The sequence below is a fragment of the Streptomyces sp. ME19-01-6 genome (genome assembly GCF_033793745.1).
In the GTDB taxonomy this organism is placed as follows: domain Bacteria; phylum Actinomycetota; class Actinomycetes; order Streptomycetales; family Streptomycetaceae; genus Streptomyces.
Genome location: NZ_JARAXF010000004.1, coordinates 242,974 through 258,179, shown reverse-complemented (window position 1 = coordinate 258,179; position 15,206 = coordinate 242,974). Strand labels below are relative to the sequence as shown.

Annotated in this window: 11 protein-coding genes and 4 pseudogenes; 9 read left to right on the top strand and 6 right to left on the bottom strand. The window is 69.4% G+C overall.

All coding sequences use genetic code 11. From position 1 onward, the window contains the following. Positions 1-135 precede the first annotated feature (135 nt). A pseudogene (locus PV419_RS11145) lies at positions 136-261 on the top strand (RidA family protein); the annotation flags it as partial. A gap of 99 nt (positions 262-360) precedes the next feature. Further along, positions 361-630, top strand: a pseudogene (locus tag PV419_RS11140) (hemolysin III family protein); the annotation flags it as partial. Between the two features lie 168 nt (positions 631-798). Here PV419_RS11140 and PV419_RS11135 read toward each other — a convergent pair. Next, positions 799-1,137 (bottom strand): MerR family transcriptional regulator, encoded by a 339-nt coding sequence (locus PV419_RS11135; protein ID WP_319687805.1) that lies wholly within the window; start codon positions 1,135-1,137, stop codon positions 799-801. A 1,069-nt stretch (positions 1,138-2,206) separates the two neighbouring features. Here PV419_RS11135 and PV419_RS11125 point away from each other — a divergent pair. Then, the gene (locus PV419_RS11125) at positions 2,207-2,566 is read left to right on the top strand and encodes a hypothetical protein (RefSeq protein WP_319687804.1); all 360 of its coding nucleotides are present in this window, start codon (positions 2,207-2,209) and stop codon (positions 2,564-2,566) included. Positions 2,567-2,676: 110 nt separating this feature from the next. Here PV419_RS11125 and PV419_RS11120 read toward each other — a convergent pair whose 3' ends face one another. From PV419_RS11120 to PV419_RS11105, 4 genes are all read right to left on the bottom strand, one after another. Next, the gene (locus tag PV419_RS11120; protein WP_319687803.1) at positions 2,677-2,985 is read right to left on the bottom strand and encodes an SCO5918 family protein; all 309 of its coding nucleotides are present in this window, start codon (positions 2,983-2,985) and stop codon (positions 2,677-2,679) included. Positions 2,986-3,035: 50 nt separating this feature from the next. Next, positions 3,036-3,440 carry a CBS domain-containing protein gene (locus tag PV419_RS11115; RefSeq protein WP_319687802.1) on the bottom strand — a complete coding sequence of 135 codons (405 nt, stop codon included), beginning with the start codon at positions 3,438-3,440 and terminating at the stop codon, positions 3,036-3,038. 46 nt (positions 3,441-3,486) lie between these two features. After that, positions 3,487-4,983 (bottom strand): DEAD/DEAH box helicase, encoded by a 1,497-nt coding sequence (locus PV419_RS11110; protein WP_319687801.1) that lies wholly within the window; start codon positions 4,981-4,983, stop codon positions 3,487-3,489. A gap of 347 nt (positions 4,984-5,330) precedes the next feature. Beyond that, positions 5,331-5,534 (bottom strand): cold-shock protein, encoded by a 204-nt coding sequence (locus PV419_RS11105; protein ID WP_014145516.1) that lies wholly within the window; start codon positions 5,532-5,534, stop codon positions 5,331-5,333. Between the two features lie 946 nt (positions 5,535-6,480). Here PV419_RS11105 and PV419_RS11100 point away from each other — a divergent pair. Beyond that, positions 6,481-7,212: a ferritin-like domain-containing protein gene (locus tag PV419_RS11100; RefSeq protein ID WP_319687800.1), complete on the top strand. Its 732-nt coding sequence runs from the start codon at positions 6,481-6,483 to the stop codon at positions 7,210-7,212. Positions 7,213-7,434: 222 nt separating this feature from the next. Continuing rightward, positions 7,435-7,764 (top strand): annotated as a pseudogene (locus tag PV419_RS11095) (transposase); the annotation flags it as partial. A 28-nt stretch (positions 7,765-7,792) separates the two neighbouring features. Here PV419_RS11095 and PV419_RS11090 read toward each other — a convergent pair. Then, a complete protein-coding gene (locus tag PV419_RS11090) occupies positions 7,793-8,383 on the bottom strand; it encodes a GNAT family N-acetyltransferase (protein ID WP_319687799.1) in 591 nt (196 codons plus the stop codon). 17 nt (positions 8,384-8,400) lie between these two features. Here PV419_RS11090 and PV419_RS11085 point away from each other — a divergent pair. The 4 genes and pseudogenes from PV419_RS11085 to PV419_RS11070 form a co-directional block, all read left to right on the top strand. After that, positions 8,401-10,601 (top strand): annotated as a pseudogene (locus tag PV419_RS11085) (lantibiotic dehydratase); the annotation flags it as partial. Then, positions 10,598-11,872 carry a lanthionine synthetase C family protein gene (locus tag PV419_RS11080; protein ID WP_319687798.1) on the top strand — a complete coding sequence of 425 codons (1,275 nt, stop codon included), beginning with the start codon at positions 10,598-10,600 and terminating at the stop codon, positions 11,870-11,872. The pseudogene PV419_RS11085 and the gene PV419_RS11080, both read left to right, overlap by 4 nt. 21 nt (positions 11,873-11,893) lie before the next feature. Then, positions 11,894-13,975, top strand: coding sequence for a methyltransferase, FxLD system (gene fxlM, locus PV419_RS11075; protein WP_319687797.1), 2,082 nt, complete (start codon positions 11,894-11,896; stop codon positions 13,973-13,975). Between the two features lie 87 nt (positions 13,976-14,062). Next, a complete protein-coding gene (locus PV419_RS11070; RefSeq protein WP_319687796.1) occupies positions 14,063-15,199 on the top strand; it encodes a hypothetical protein in 1,137 nt (378 codons plus the stop codon). The last annotated feature ends 7 nt before the right edge of the window (positions 15,200-15,206 follow it).

Sequence of the window (15,206 nt, the reverse complement as noted above, 5' to 3'; positions counted from 1 at the left end):
AGCGTGTTGCACAAGGCCGTGAGCTCGTCCACGGCGAGCAGCGGGAGGCCGCCGCCTGGCAGGACGACGCCGATCCGTACGGCGAAGACGAATCGACCCCGGGGAGGCCTCGGGGCGGGCACCCCCGTAACGATGGAAGGCAACCTGGCGTACTTCGGAGACCATCGCCCGGTCAGCACGGTTGTCGGCGTCACCGAACTGACCTTCCCCGGCCAGGTCATCGAGATCAGCTTCGTCGTCGACACCAAGCTGCCTGCCTGAGCCGGATCAGATCCGACAGGAGGCGATCAACGATATGCCGCCCATGAGACCGATCGCCGTTGATCCCCGGAAGCCCGCCTCCGGCTGCGCACGGCCGACACGGGCGCGCCGGCCGACATCGCCTTCCGCGTCCCGTGGGTCAAAGCTCCCCGCTGGCTGTACACCCCCTGCTCCCTGGCCCTTGGGTGGGCACCGGTGCGTTACCTGCCCGACTTCCTGCACACCGGCGGTGCGGCTGTAGTCCCCCTGACAGTGACCGGCGGTCTCCTCTGCACCGCGGGCGCGGTGGTCTGCGCCGTCCAACGCCCCGACCCGTCGCCCCGCTGGTCCGGCTTCCACGAGGTGTTCCACGCCCTGACCGTGGCGTCCGGGTATGGAGCCTGCCAGCCGCCTCACCCACTGTGGCCGCGCCGCGACCGGGGCCGAAGGCGAGCGAAATGCCAGTGGAACCGTTCGGACACGAGGACCGTCCCTGCGCGCCACAGCCCGGCCATGCGCGGGTGTGATGGCCCGCCGATACCGGCGGGCACGCACACCTCAGGCTGCGGCCGATGGACCGGACGACCCGCCGGTGCGGCGGTGTTCGGCGTTGACGCGCTGGGCTTCTTCGAGCTGGTCTTCGAGGATGATGATCCGGCATGCGGCCTCGATCGGGGTGCCCTTATCGACGAGCTCACGCGCGCGGGCCGCGATGCGCAGTTGGTAGCGGGAGTAGCGGCGGTGTCCGCCCTCGGAGCGCAGTGGTGTGATCAGTCGCGCTTCGCCGATGGCGCGGAGAAAGTTGGGAGTGGTACCGAGCAACTCGGCGGCCCGGCCCATCGTGTAGGCGGGGTAGTCATCGTCGTCGAGACGGCCTAGCGACTCGTCTGCTGTCATCTCACCTCTCTGTGGAACGCGTGGAGGGGCCTTGGTGCCGTACGGCACCAAGGCCCCGAAGGAACTGCAACACCATCTGCCAGCCCTAGTGCTGCGCCGGCCTTCTGTTTCCGCACAGCTGCCCGATACTCCTACGGGGGTGCGGGGATCGCGGATGCGTGACCGGAGACCACCTGCCTATCGATGTCCTGCGGTACCCGGGCTCCGTGTCTTCCGCCCGGGCGATCCTGATGGTGCTCGACTCCTCCGTTCTTCCCTCTGGACCAATCACTTACAAACGGGGACTGCGTACTGCTTGTACTGCTGATACCGCGAACTGCTGGTGGCCTCACGCAGCGCCACTCCCCGGCACGCGCGTCCGCAGCCCGACGCCTTCACCGAGGGCACCGCTCAATACAGCACTGCTGGTACTGCAACCGCGTCAACTGCGGCCCTGCTCACGGCGGCCCCTCATCACTGCGGGCCACCCGGTCCGGTCGTCAGTCCCGTCGCCGTCGTACAACAACCTGGCTTCGAAACTCCACCACCGCACCGTCATGCGTGTACTGCTGCCCGGCAGTTCGTGTCTGCCGGGCCTTGCTCGATCTCGGCTACGAGAGAAACCATAATCATGCAGCCAACGAATGTCTACTCCAGCGGGCATAGATTTGGTGTGCTCGACGATGAGGTACCTCTCTGGGCCGGTCTGCGAATGCTTGGGACCGTCCGCAGCGCAGGTCCGACGCGGGTGAGACCCGGAGCCGCCCGCCGAGCTTCCCGTGACGCCGCCGACCGGCGCGGCGCGTCGCCCGCGATTCTCAGTCCCCTCCGGCAAGCACGGTGGCTCCGGCGGGCTGACGGGCGGGGCACAGGGGCCGGGTGGGCAAGGGCCGGGCATGGACGATCCGGAGACCAGGGTGACAGTTCCCGGACACCATCGAGGTGGCCGTCCACGACCCCGGCCCGCAGGCGCCGCACATGCGCACCCCTGGCCTGTACTGCGGCACCGGGGGAGCCGTATGTGCCCGTCTTGCCCGGCAGCGCCACCGCCCACGCCGCCCGGACGGGCCGGTGCATAGAATGCGATCTCATGCCGAAGCCTGACGAGCTGATCGTTGACATCGCCGCCCTTGTTGAGACCGGGCAGAGCAATCAGATGTCCCTGACCGTGGTCACCGGTGGTGCTGTCATCACCGGTCGCCTGGCTCCCGAAGCCGTGTGGAGGCAGAGGGTGTCGGAGGTGCTGACGGACTCCGCCCACCTGGGCGAGTTCTCCGCTGTCTTCGACACCCCCGCGAAGGAGGGGGGGCCGCCCACGCATCTGCACTTCCATGTCGCCCGGATCCTGCAGGGTCCGGTGGGGATCCCGGAGACGGGCGGGATGTACCGCGTTGCGATCGAGGACGTCAGTGCCTGGACCGTGGGCGACTTCAGCTACTCCAACCACTGACCCACTGACCCACCGCCACGCCGAGAGCGGCTCGGCACGCGGTGAGGGCCCTACCGGCGCGCGCCGGTAGGGCCCTCACTGCTCTGTTCGGCTCGCGCCTGTCCCGTCGGTCAGACGGACAGGGCGGTGCCGAGCATTGCGGAAGCCTGCTGCAACGGGCTTTCGATGCGCGCGGGTGCGGCCTCGGGGAGGGTGCGACAGGTGAAGCCGAGCCGGGACATGGCCCGGAGGACTTCGCCGGCGCTGAAATCGCGGCGGTCCTGGCGGGTGATGACCTGGCCGACCTGCTTAACGGGGTAGTGGCGTCGTCCGATGATCACGGACTCGCCGGTGACCGGTTCGGGCTTGACGCCCTTCATCGATTCCAGCACGCCGCTCTTGGTCAGGTCGAACGGGAAGCGGGCGATGACACAGCGCATGATGCCTCACAGGGGAAAGGGGGGGACGGGTCCGACCGCCGTGAAGCGGTTCAGCGGGAGAGGGCGAGGACACCCACAGCGTTGCCGTGTTCGTCGACCACGGGCAGGGCGCCGAGCCGGCGGCAGCGCATCGCACGCTCGGCTTCGGCCCTCGTGATCAGCGGCGAGGCGAAGGGCTCGATGACGTCGGCGATGTCACGCAGACGGGTCCGGTCCGTGTATCCGGAGCTGTCCCGGACGGCGTTGAGCCGGGCCTGGGTGACCAGGCCGGTGCACAGGCCGTCCTCGTCGCAGACGACCAGATGACCCGTACGGGCGGCGGCCATCACAGACAGTGCCACCTCCGCGGTCATGTCCTCCCAGACCTGCGGTACGGCCGCGTCCATGGCGTCGGCCACCGTGCTGTGCACGCGGTGGGCGCTCGCCGGGCGGGTCCGCATCTGGATGAGCGTCAAGGGGTGCCTCCTGCGGAGTTGGGTCGGCTTCCTGATCACGAAGGTTCTATGCCGCCGCACCGGCGGTGGACTGCCGTACGGGCGTGCGGCGGGCCGCTGAGGCGGGGCGGCGTCGGCCGCGTGAGGTGGCGCCGCGCTTCTTGGGGCGTTCCACCACCGGTGCGGTGATGACGACCGCGATCCCGGAGGGGGCCTGGGCGCCGGTGATGCGGTGCAGGGCCTCTTCGCCGACACGGACCTGGGTGGTCTGCGGGACGATGCCGGCCGCTGCCATGAGGCGGGTCATACTGCGGCGCTGGTTCGGGGTGACCAGGGTGACGACGCTGCCGGACTCGCCGGCACGGGCCGTACGGCCGCCGCGGTGGAGGTAGTCCTTGTGGTCGGTCGGCGGGTCGACGTTGACGACGAGGTCGAGGTTGTCGACATGGATGCCGCGCGCCGCGACATTGGTCGCCACCAGCACGTTGACGTGCCCGGTCTTGAACTGCGCCAGCGTGCGGGTGCGCTGCGGCTGCGACTTCCCGCCGTGCAGGGCGGCGGCCCGTACCCCGCTGTTCAGGAGGTGCTCGGTGAGGCGGTCGACGGCGTGCTTGGTGTCGAGGAACATGATCACGCGGCCGTCGCGTGCGGCGATCTCGGTGGTGGCCGTGTGCTTGTCGGCGCCGTGGACATGCAGCACGTGGTGCTCCATCGTCGTGACCGCGCCGGCCGAGGGGTCGACGGAATGCACGACCGGGTCGCTGAGGTAGCGGCGCACGAGCAGGTCGACGTTACGGTCGAGCGTGGCGGAGAACAGCATGCGCTGGCCCTTGGGACGCACCTGGTCGAGCAGGGCGGTGACCTGCGGCATGAAGCCCATGTCGGCCATCTGGTCGGCCTCGTCGAGGACGGTGATGGAGACCTGGTTCAGCCGGCAGTCGCCGCGGTCGATGAGGTCCTTGAGGCGTCCCGGTGTGGCGACGACGACCTCGGCGCCACCGCGCAGCGCGCTCGCCTGCCTGCCGATCGACATCCCGCCCACCACCGTGGCCAGCCGCAGCTTCACGGAGCGGGCGTACGGGGCGAGCGCGTCAGTGACCTGCTGCGCCAGCTCACGCGTCGGTACGAGGATCAGCCCCAGCGGCTGCCTGGCCTCGGCGCGCTGCCCGGCCGTACGGGCCAGCAGCGCCAGCCCGAAGGCGAGGGTCTTGCCGGAGCCGGTGCGGCCACGGCCGAGGACGTCCCGGCCGGCGAGGGAGTTCGGGAGGGTCGCGGCCTGGATCGGGAACGGTACGGTCACGCCTTGCGAGCCGAGCGCGGCCAGCAGCTCCCGGGGCATGTCGAGATCGGTAAAGCCCTCCACGGCGGGAAGCGCGGGAGTGATCGTCTTGGGGAGGGCGAACTCCCCCTGGATCGCGGCGGGCCGGCGGCCGTAACCGCTGGAGCGGCTCGGCCCGCCGGACCGGCGCGGGGCCGACGAACCGAATCGGCTGCCACCCTTTCCGGAGTCGGCACTGCCGTTACGGGTGCGGGCGAAGCGGTCGTTCGTGCGTGTGCGGTTCATGCGGAACCTTCCTCGATGCGGCACATATCAAGGAATTCCCGCAGCGATGAGCAGCACGGAGAATTGCAAGAAAGGGCCGGCGGAACGCGACAGCGAATCTGGCCGGCGGAAAATCCGTGCGGGCGCAGGCGCTGAAATGAATGGCGCGATGTGGACGCAATATTCGGGGCGTCCACGGCGGTATAGCTGTGAAGGGATGCGTCTGCACCCCGGAAGGGGGATCCGTGTGCGGTGAGCCTACGGATTCCCTGGTTGTCGTCCACAGGTGAAACCACTGCGGGAAATGCGAGCAGCTGGGGCCCGCACCCCGAAGGATGCGGGCCCCAGCTACAAAGTGCGCGTCAGTGTCAGGCAAGAACGATGTTCTCGGCCGTCGGGCCCTTCTGGCCCTGCGCGATGTCGAAGGTCACCTTCTGGCCTTCGAGCAGCTCGCGGAAGCCCTGGGCGGCGATGTTCGAGTAGTGGGCGAACACGTCAGCGCCGCCACCGTCCTGCTCGATGAAGCCGAAGCCCTTTTCCGCGTTGAACCACTTCACGGTACCAGCAGCCATGTCATTTCTCCTTTGGGGCAGTGCATCAGGGTCCGCACTGCGCGGACACCGTGTCGCCGCGATGATCACCCCACCCGGAAAAAGACCGGATACACAAAAACGCTTCCAGTGGCACAGAAGCCAACCGGAGAGCATTCGAAGTTTCGGGAACCACAACTGCAACTGAGATCGACAGTAGCACGCCGCAGCGGCCTGTGTGTGGTGAAGAATCCCACTCCACTTATTGCGGCAGAGAATCTGTCTGCATGTGCCGTTGAAATCTCAGCTCGCGGACACAGCTATTGATTCACCCGGAGCACAACGTTTCGGGGAGCATGGGGCGCGCTCAGCGTAAGAGCTGTCCCCCAAAAGACCCTGCCGGCCTCGTGGGAGAAGGCCCGGAAGGAAGCGCCCGTCTGCTGCACCCCGGCAGCCGGGCCACTCCCAGGACTGCGGGCATGCCGTCTGCCCATCGTGACATTGAGACGGTTGCACCTCCCGAGCCTGCACGCCGCATGAGAGAAGCGCGCGGTGTGACAGGTGGGCTCTTCCCCTTGTCAGGATGCGAGCCGCCCTCGGTCGCATCCTCAATCGGACCGGCGCCTTCTGTGCCGGTCCGCTCCCTTCAGGCGCGGGAGAGGCAAGAGCATTAGCTCGTACGGGGAGCAATGCTCTTGCGATAACTTGCTCCCGGCGAGGCCGAATTGAGCTTCGGCTCACCTGCGGTGGGGACGAGAGGTGTGTTCGAAGTTCGCATCGAGTGTTGTTCCGTGGCGTGACGTGACGTGACGCGCAGCCGTACGGAACGGGGTGACGCGTTCGTTCCGGCGGTCTTGGTCTCTCGCACGGTGCGCGCGTGTGAACTGGTGAAGCTCGCGGCGTCGGGCAGCAGGGGAACGGTTTGCTGTTCGTCAGCGTCGTCCCTCTCCGGGGGGACGGTGGCTGTGCCCCGGAGAGGGGAGACCGGGTGCATACGGGCGGCTTCGCCAAGTGGACAAGGCGGTTCGAGGACGAGCGCGAGCGCAGGCGCGCCCAGGGTGACCCGGACCGGGGGCAAAGCGCGACGCTACATCCGGCGGTGTGGGCCAGCATCCAGCGCTTCCAGGTCGGCGAGGACGGTGACGGCGCCAACCTCGTCGGCAAAGCGGATGAGGCCGGCGACGACGACTACGCGCAGGCAGTCCGGCTCTTCGTCGCCGAGGAGCAGAACCACGCCCGCCTCCTCGCTCGGCTGCTGGCTGCGGGTGGCGTTCCGACGCTGACCGGCCACTGGAGCGACACGGTCTTCGTACGGCTGCGGCGTGTCATGGGCCTGCGCATGGAACTGCTGGTGCTGATGATCGCGGAAGTGGTGGCACTGCGTTATTACCGGGCCCTGCGCGATGGCGCCGGCGACTCGCTCACTTCGGATGTGGCGGGGCGGATCCTGTCCGACGAGCAGCGCCACGTCCCGTTCCATTGCGAGCGGCTGCACGCCTCCCTGGCGGAGTTGCCTCGCGCGATGCGCCGCCCGGTGATGGCCCTGTGGCGACTTCTTCTGCTCGCGGTCTCCCTCGTCGTCGCCGTCGACCATGGTCCGGCGCTGCGACGACTCGGCATCGGACGCCTGCGATTCGTGGCTGATGTCGCGGCTTCGTCCGGCGCGGTCGTCTCCGCGGTGCTGGCGCCCCGCCCAGATGCATGGACGAGCGCGGGCTGACAACAGACAGCTCACCGCTTCCCGCCCACCTCTTCAGGAGAGAGGCTGGACGATCACGCAGCTGACCTGGCGCTTCGGTACCTGGTGAGGCAACTGGAGACTCGACCGCAGAACACCCGCGTTGACTGTGGCTGACCCCTGCATCCGGCACGGTTGTGGCACGAACCTCAGCCGACGACAGCCAGCCACGACGGCGGGTGCGCCGGCCACCACGCACGCAAGCCGCTGGTGCGCGGCGTCCCACCGATCCGCTCCCGCCGCGGTCCACGTAGGCGGCGGCCCGCCAAACTCCACGCGGGCAAGGGGTACGACTACGACCATTTGCGCCGAGGGCTGCGCCTGCGCGGCATCCGGCACCGCATCGCGCGTAAGGGCATCGAATCCTTCACCCGGCGGGGCCGGCACCGCTGGACGATCGAGCGCACCACGTCCTGGCTGGGCGGCTGCCGCCGCCTGCACCGCCGTTACGAACGCAAGGTCGAACACTTTCTGGCCTTCACCGCCATCGCGTGCAGTCTCATCTGCTACCGAAGGCCCACCAAGCTGCTCTGAAGAAAGCTTGCCACGAGCCATCCTGGCGTCAGTCGGCAGTCCATTCGTTACGCAGGATCGAGTAGTACACGCTGTCGCGCCAGGTGCCGTCCCCGCGTGGCCAATCACGGCGGACCAGCCCGTCCCGCCCCGCCCCCAGACGTTGAAGCGCCTGCTGGGATCGGATGTTCTTCGGGTCCGTGCGGAACACCACCTTCTCGCAGGCCAGCTCGGTGAAGGCATGCTCCAGCAGGAGCCGCTTGGCCTCCCGGTTGATTCCCGCACCCCACCACGCCCGCCCCAGCCAGGTGGATCCGATCTCCACCTGCCGACGCACCTCATCTGGATACCAGTACGACGTGGTTCCAGCCACCTCCTGTCCGACCACCACCGCAAACGGCAGCCGCACCGCCTCACGAGTCAGCGCCGCGCTGATCCACTCACCCATGGCTTGCACGGTCGGCGGACGGTCGTACGGCAGCTTGGCGAAGACCTCGTCGTCCGCCGCGGTCCACAGCCCCTCAGCATGCTCAAGGGACAGCGGCTCCAGACGAACGCGCGAGCCAGACAGGGCGAACGGGCGCTGAGGAAACACCTCAGTAGTCTGCCAGCTGCCGACCCTGCACGAGGTGCCTGCCACCCGAGACGCCTGGCGCCGGCGGCCGGGACAGCGTCGCGGCGCGGATGCGAGACCTCGTCCCTGGCCTGCGTCGCCACCCCGTCGGCTCGACCTCCGCCTGGACGCACAGAAGATCGTTCTGCCGGAAGCGGTCGCCCGAGAGATCGAGCGCGCCGCTCTCATCCTGACCCGCTTGAGTATCCGCCCGTACGGGACCGCCGCGTGGAACGAGTACCACCAGCGGTTCTACGAGCGGTACGGCATCGGCACGATGGTGCCGCTCGTGGAGGCTGTGGCGGACAGCGGCACCGGCTATCCCGACGGCTATCCAGGGGCTCCGGCCAGCGCACGCAGGCCCCGCGTCTCCGCCCGGGATGACGCCCTCGTACGGCTGGCTCAGGCCGCCGCGCTCGACGGCCGTGATGAAGTGATCCTCACGGACGAACAGATTGAGGCCCTGGACATGGGTCCTGACGAGCCTCGGCTGCCGCCGCACTTGGAGATCGGGGTGCGGGTGCACGCGGCCAGTCTGGAGGAGTTGCAGCGTGGGCGGTTCCGGCTGGAGGTCGTGAGTGTGTCCCGTGGTGCCGGCGTCTCCATGGGCCGGTTTCTCAGCGTGCTGGCCCCCGCCGACCGGGAGGCCCTGGTCGCAGAGCTTGCCGACCTCCCGGCCGCAGACGGCAACACCATGCCCGCGCAGCTCTCTTTCCCGCCCCTGCTCCCCGAGAGCGCCCACGTCACCCGCTCCCCACAGGTTCTACCCACCGTGATCAGCCTTCAGGAGCACCGCGCCCCGCAGGACACCGTCCTCACCCCGGAGGACTTGGCTGTGGGGTGCGACGGCCGCCGCATGTACCTCGCCGTCCCCGAGCGAGGCCACCGCGTGGAGGCCATCGGGATGCACGCGCTGAACCTGCACACCCACACCCCGCCACTGGTGCGGTTCCTCACCGAACTGTCCCGCGCCCAGTGCGCGCAGGTCACCGTCTTCGACTGGGGCGCCGCAGCGGCGATGCCGTTCCTGCCATGTCTGCGGTACGGCCGGACGGTGCTGGCCCCGGCGCGCTGGCGGCTGGAAGCGTCCGAACTGCCCGGCCATGCCCGCCCCCGGGCCGAGTGGGACGCCGCGCTCAGCGACTGGCGTGCCCGGCGGAGGCTGCCGCGCCGCGTCTACCTGGTAGAGGACGACCGGCGCCTCTTCTTCGACCTCGACGAGGCCGGCCACCGTGCGCTCCTGCGCCGGCACCTCGACCATTCGCGCCTGGCTGTGCTCGTCGAGGCCCCGGAACCGGAGGCGTACGGCTGGTGCGGCGGGCGAGCCCACGAGGTCGTGGTGCCCCTCAAAGCAACCAGGCCGTCGGCATGGCCGCCACTGCCAGCCCCCAGCCGTGCCCGTGCCCTGTCTGCGGCCCAGATGCAGACGCCTGCCTCTTCCTCAGTTCTTCTGGCCGCCCTGTACGGTGACCCCCGCCGCCAAGACGTCTTGCTCTCCCGGCACTTGCCCGGCCTCCTGGAACAACTCGGCAGCCCGCCGTGGTGGTTCATTCGCTTCCGCGACCCGGACCAACACCTCCGCGTACGCATCGACCTCCCCGACCCGGAAGCCTTCGTCGACACGGCCCGGACGGTGAGCGCTTGGGCCGACGAGCTACGAAGCATCGGCCTGCTGGCCGACCTGCGCTATCCCACCTCCTACCGTGAGATGGGCCGCTGGGGCTCCGGCATCGCATGGGAGGCGGCCGAGGAGGTGTTCCGGGCGGATTCGCGCGCCGTCCTGGGCCAACTTGCGCAGCCACAGCGTCCGGGCCAGCGCACGCTGGTGGCGGCCCACACGGTCGCCATCACCTCCGCCTTCCTCGGCACCACCGAGGCTGGGATGCAGTGGCTGATCGACCATGTCTCGCCGACCGCACCGGTGCCCGTTCCACGCCCGCAGTTCACCGAGGCAGTACGGCTCGCCGACCCGAGCGACGACTGGTCGGCCCTGCGCAGCGCTCGGGGCGGAGACGCCATCGTGTCCGGATGGGTCGACCGGGAAGCGGCGCTCGCCAGGTACCGGCCGCACCTGCCCGGCCCGGACACCCAGGGCATCGCCGTCGACGACGTCCTCACCTCCCTGCTGCACGTCCACTTCGTGCGCCACGTCGCCGTGAACTTCCCGGAAGAAGAGGTGTGCCTCTACCTGGCGCGTGCCGCCGCCCTGGCCTGGACCGCCCGCACCAGGAGGAGTGCCTCGTGACCGCCGACCCCGTGCTCGGCCTGGTCGACGCCCTCGCCGCCCGGCTCGCCGACCCCGACACCGTGCCCCTCGGCTCCAGGACGCTGTCCTCGGACCGGCAGCACCTTGCTTACGGCCCGCCTGGCATCGCGCTCCTGCACATCGAGCTGGCCGCGAACGGCCTCGGCCCGTGGCACCGCGCCCACGACTGGCTCGCCGCCGCCTCCCGGCAGCCGCTCACCAGCGGCCCGGACAGCCACCCCTTCTACGGAGTGCCTGCCTTCTCCCACGCCCTGACCTGTGCCGCCGACCACCTTCCCGGCTCCTACCAGCGCGCCCTCGACACGATGGACAGACAGATCGCAGTCGACGTCGGACGCCGTCTCGACACCGCGCACCGCCGCATCGACGCCGGACGCCTGACGCGGCTCGCGGAGTTCGACACCATCCGGGGCCTCACCGGATACGGCGCCTATCTACTGCGCCGAAACCCCGGCAGCTCCACGATGCGCGCCGTTCTCGACTACTGTGTGCGCCTCACCGAACCGATCACCCACCACGGCGAGACCCTGCCGGGCTGGTGGGCGGGGACAGGGCCCTCGGGCAGCCCGGACGACCGCTTCCCCGGTGGGCACGCCAACGCCGGTCTGGCGCACGGCATCGGCGGCGTGCTCGCGTTCCTGGCCCTCGCCGCTCGGAACGGCTCCGTCACCGATGGGCACCATGCAGCACTGCGCACCATCCTGGCCTGGCTGGACCGCTGGAAGGAGAAGACCGGCGGCGGACCGGTCTGGCCGTACTGGGTCACTCAGGGTGAGCTGCACAGCAGGCGTCTCGGCTCGTCAGCCCCCAGGCGGCCGTCCTGGTGCTACGGCACCGCCGGCCTCGCCCGCGCTCAGCAACTTGCCGCGCTGGCCCTCGGCGATGCGAGCCGTCAGATCGCCGCGGAGAACGCGCTCGTGGCCGCCCTCACTGATCCCGAGCAGTTGAAGGCCACGACGGACAACGGCCTCTGCCACGGGTTCGCCGGCCTCGCCCACGCTGCCGCGCGTACGGCCGACGATGCCCACCCCTCGACTGCGGGAGAACTTCGCGCCGCGATCCCGGCCCTCCTGGCTGCGGTTATCCCACCGAGCACCGACCCCGAACTCATGGCCACGGCGCTCGTTCAGAACGAGGAAGGCGGCCCCGGCCTACTCGACGGCGCCGCTGGCATAGCCCTGGCCCTCCTCGCGCCCAGCACCGCCGCACCACCCCGGTCCGCCTGGGACGCATGCCTCCTCATCGCTTGATCCACCGACCGAAGGACCTCTATGCCTCCCGACCGCTGGCAGCAGCACAACATCACCTTCGTCGACCGCGAGATTGCCCGGCGCACCATCGCCGAACGCCTCGGCCCCACCCTGATCGAGGCGGAGGCCGACGGGCAGCTCACCGACTGGTGGTTCATGAACAAGCAGCCCTGGCCGCTGCGTTACCTCGCGGACAAGCCCTCATCAGCCATTGAGTCGTTCCTGAGCGATCTCGTCGGCGACGGCGTGGCCGTGTCGTGCCTGCCCTGCGTCTACGAGCCCGAGACCGACACGTTCGGCGGCCCGGAGGCCATGGACACAGCCCACGAACTGTTCCACAGCGACTCGCGCCACCTGCTCACCTACCAGCTGAGCCCGATGCATTTGGGACGTCGGGAGACCACCGTCCTGCTGGCAAGCGTCATGATGCGCGGTGCTGGACTCGATTGGTTCGAGCAGGGCGATGTATGGGCGAAGGTCGCGGCCCTTCGGCCGGTCACCGCTCCACAACCACCTGAACGAGCCGCCGAACTAACTCCGGCCATGCGGAAGCTCATGACCGCCGACGCCTACAGCCTCTGCTGCCTGGGCGGCCCACTCCACGCGCACGAGGAATGGGTGACCGCCTTCGAACGGGCCGGAACCACTCTCGCTGCCCTCGCAGGCCGCGGCGCCCTCACCCGCGGCCTGCGAGCCGTCATCGCCCACCACGTGATCTTCCACGCCAACCGCGCCGGTCTCCTCCGGGACGACCAGAGCGCCCTGTCCTACATCGCACGAGAGGTAGTCATGGGAACGAGTGACCACACCGAGTCCCCCACCGAGGCAACGGCCGAGATCGATAGCGTCAGCGCGGTGAACACCGACACGATCGCCACCCCTACGGCGGACGCCGAGCGCCTCCGCTACGCCCTGGTCGACCAGCTCCGCGCGGACGGGCACGCCCGCACGACCGCCGTCGAGACCGCGTTGCGGACCGTACCCCGCCATGTGTTCGTGCCCGATGCATCGCTCGAAGACGCCTACGCCAACGCACCGGTGCACATCAAATACGACACCGACGGCACATCGATCTCCTGCGCATCCCAGCCGGGCGTCGTCGCCCTCATGCTGGACCAGCTCGGCGCCCAGCCCGGCGAGCGCGTCCTCGAACTCGGCGCCGGCACCGGCTACAACGCGGGTCTGCTCGCCCACCTGGTCGGCGAGAGCGGACATGTGACCACCCTCGACGTCGACGACGACCTCGTGGAGGGCGCCCGCGCGCACCTCGCCGCTGCCGGGGTCACCAACGCCGAGGCCGTGACCCGTGACGGAGCCCTCGGCTACGCCGAAGGAGCGCCGTACGACCGGATCATCGCCACCGTCGGCGCGCACGGCGTGCCGCACGCCTGGTTGCAGCAGCTCGCCCCCGGCGGCCGGCTCCTCGTCCCCCAGCGCCTGAAGGGCACCGTCTCCCGTTCCATCGCCTACGAGCAGCGCGATGGCCGATGGGTCTCCCTCGGCAGCGAGATGAACACCTTCATGCCGCTCCGGCGGGGCATTGCCGACGACGACCGCCGAGTCATCCCGCTCAGCGCGGACGGCGCTGTCCGGCTTCAGGCCCCCGCTGGGCAGCACATCGACACCGACGCCCTTGCCGGTGTCCTGGACCAGCCCCGCACCGAGGAGTGGACTGGCATGACGGTCCAGGCCATGGAGTCGCCGGAGTGGATGGAACTGTTCGTCACCTGTTCGCTTCCCTCGGGCCTGATCCGGATGCTGTTCCCCGAGAGCACCAAGGGCAGTCTGCTCACTGAGGACCCCTACCCCTCGTCGACCGCCGTCGTCGACAAGGGCGCCGTCACCTACCTGGCGCGGCGGCTGTCGGAGAAGAGGACCCCCGAGGGCGGCAAGCTCTGGGAGTTCGGCGTCATCGGCCACGGCCCGGACAGCGACGAGCTGGCCGCGAAGGTCGCCGACGCCATCCGCACCTGGGACCGCGAATACCGCAGCCGTGAAGCCACGTTCGAAATCCAGCCCCTCGACGCCCCCAGCATCGAGCGGCGCCCCGGCCTCTTCGCCCTCGACACCCCGCTGAACCGCATCGTCGTCGACTGGCAGTGACGCCCCACGCGTAGCGGACGGTGCCCGCCGAGGTACGGCCGGCGGGCACCGTCACTTCACCAGTTCTCACTCATGCCTGGGGGACCCATGGACCCGCACGGACCCACAGCCCAACGCTTCCCGCTCGTCGCGCGCTTCCGGCCCGCCTGCCTGCCCCTGCCCGAGCGCGTACGCGCTCTCATCGACCTGGCCGATACCGCGGTGAACAAGACCGACCAAGGGCTCGCATCAGCTGTCTACAACCAGGCCGCGCTCATCGCCTCCGATCTCGACCTTCCCGACCTCGCACGCCAGATGTGCCACCAGCACGCCGCTGCCTACCTCCACGCCTGCCCCCTGCCCGGCATGAGCGCAATCCGAGGGCTGGAACCCATCGTCAACCTCGCCCGCCTCCAGATCCGCGCGGGCCGCGCTGATGAAGGCCGCCGGCGACTGCTCGATCTGTATGGGGCGGTCGAGGCGGGCGCAGATGCTCGGTTCGAGGGTGTCGTGGTACCGGCGTACCTCACTGCGACCGACGAGGACCGCCACGAGGTCCGCGCGTGGCTGTGGCGCGTGCTCCTCGCCGACGGCACGCGCACGCTCACGACCGAGGGACGCTGGGCCGAGGCCCTGGCGCACATCGAAGCTCACCGCGGCGTAGGCAAGCGGATGCTCGACGGGCGCCAAGTCGCCGTCCTCGCCACCCTTGTTGAGGGCGACACAGCACGGGCCGCTGTCCTCCTCGCCGACACGATGCCTGGCGATCCGTGGGAGCAAGCCGTTACGGCATGCCTGACCGTCCTGTGCCGCCGCGACGCCGGGCAGACGGTCGACGGCCACCTGGCGGACCTCGTGGCCACCTATCTTGAGCGCCGGTCCGAACCTGGGATGACTGTCTTCGATGCCCGGCTCGGCCTTACGGTCCTCGACGCGATCGGTTCCGCCGATTCGCCCACCGCGCACCGCATCGCCGAGGACCTCCACCGCAGGACGACGGAGGCCGAAGACGGCTACGCGGCCCGTGAGAACCTGGCGCACGCTCTGTTCATTGCGATCGCCACGGACCTGCAAGCACAGGGCTGCCGCGCACTGGTGCGTTCCTGCGCCCTCGGGAAAGGGACCATGCCGGACGAGCTGATAGGAGAGCTGACGGCGGCACTCCGCGCCAGCGACAGCGTGATCCGGGAAAGCCTTGCATGCTCTTCAGATCTCGGACGTGCAGCCCCTATGGAGAGAGCCTGATGGACTC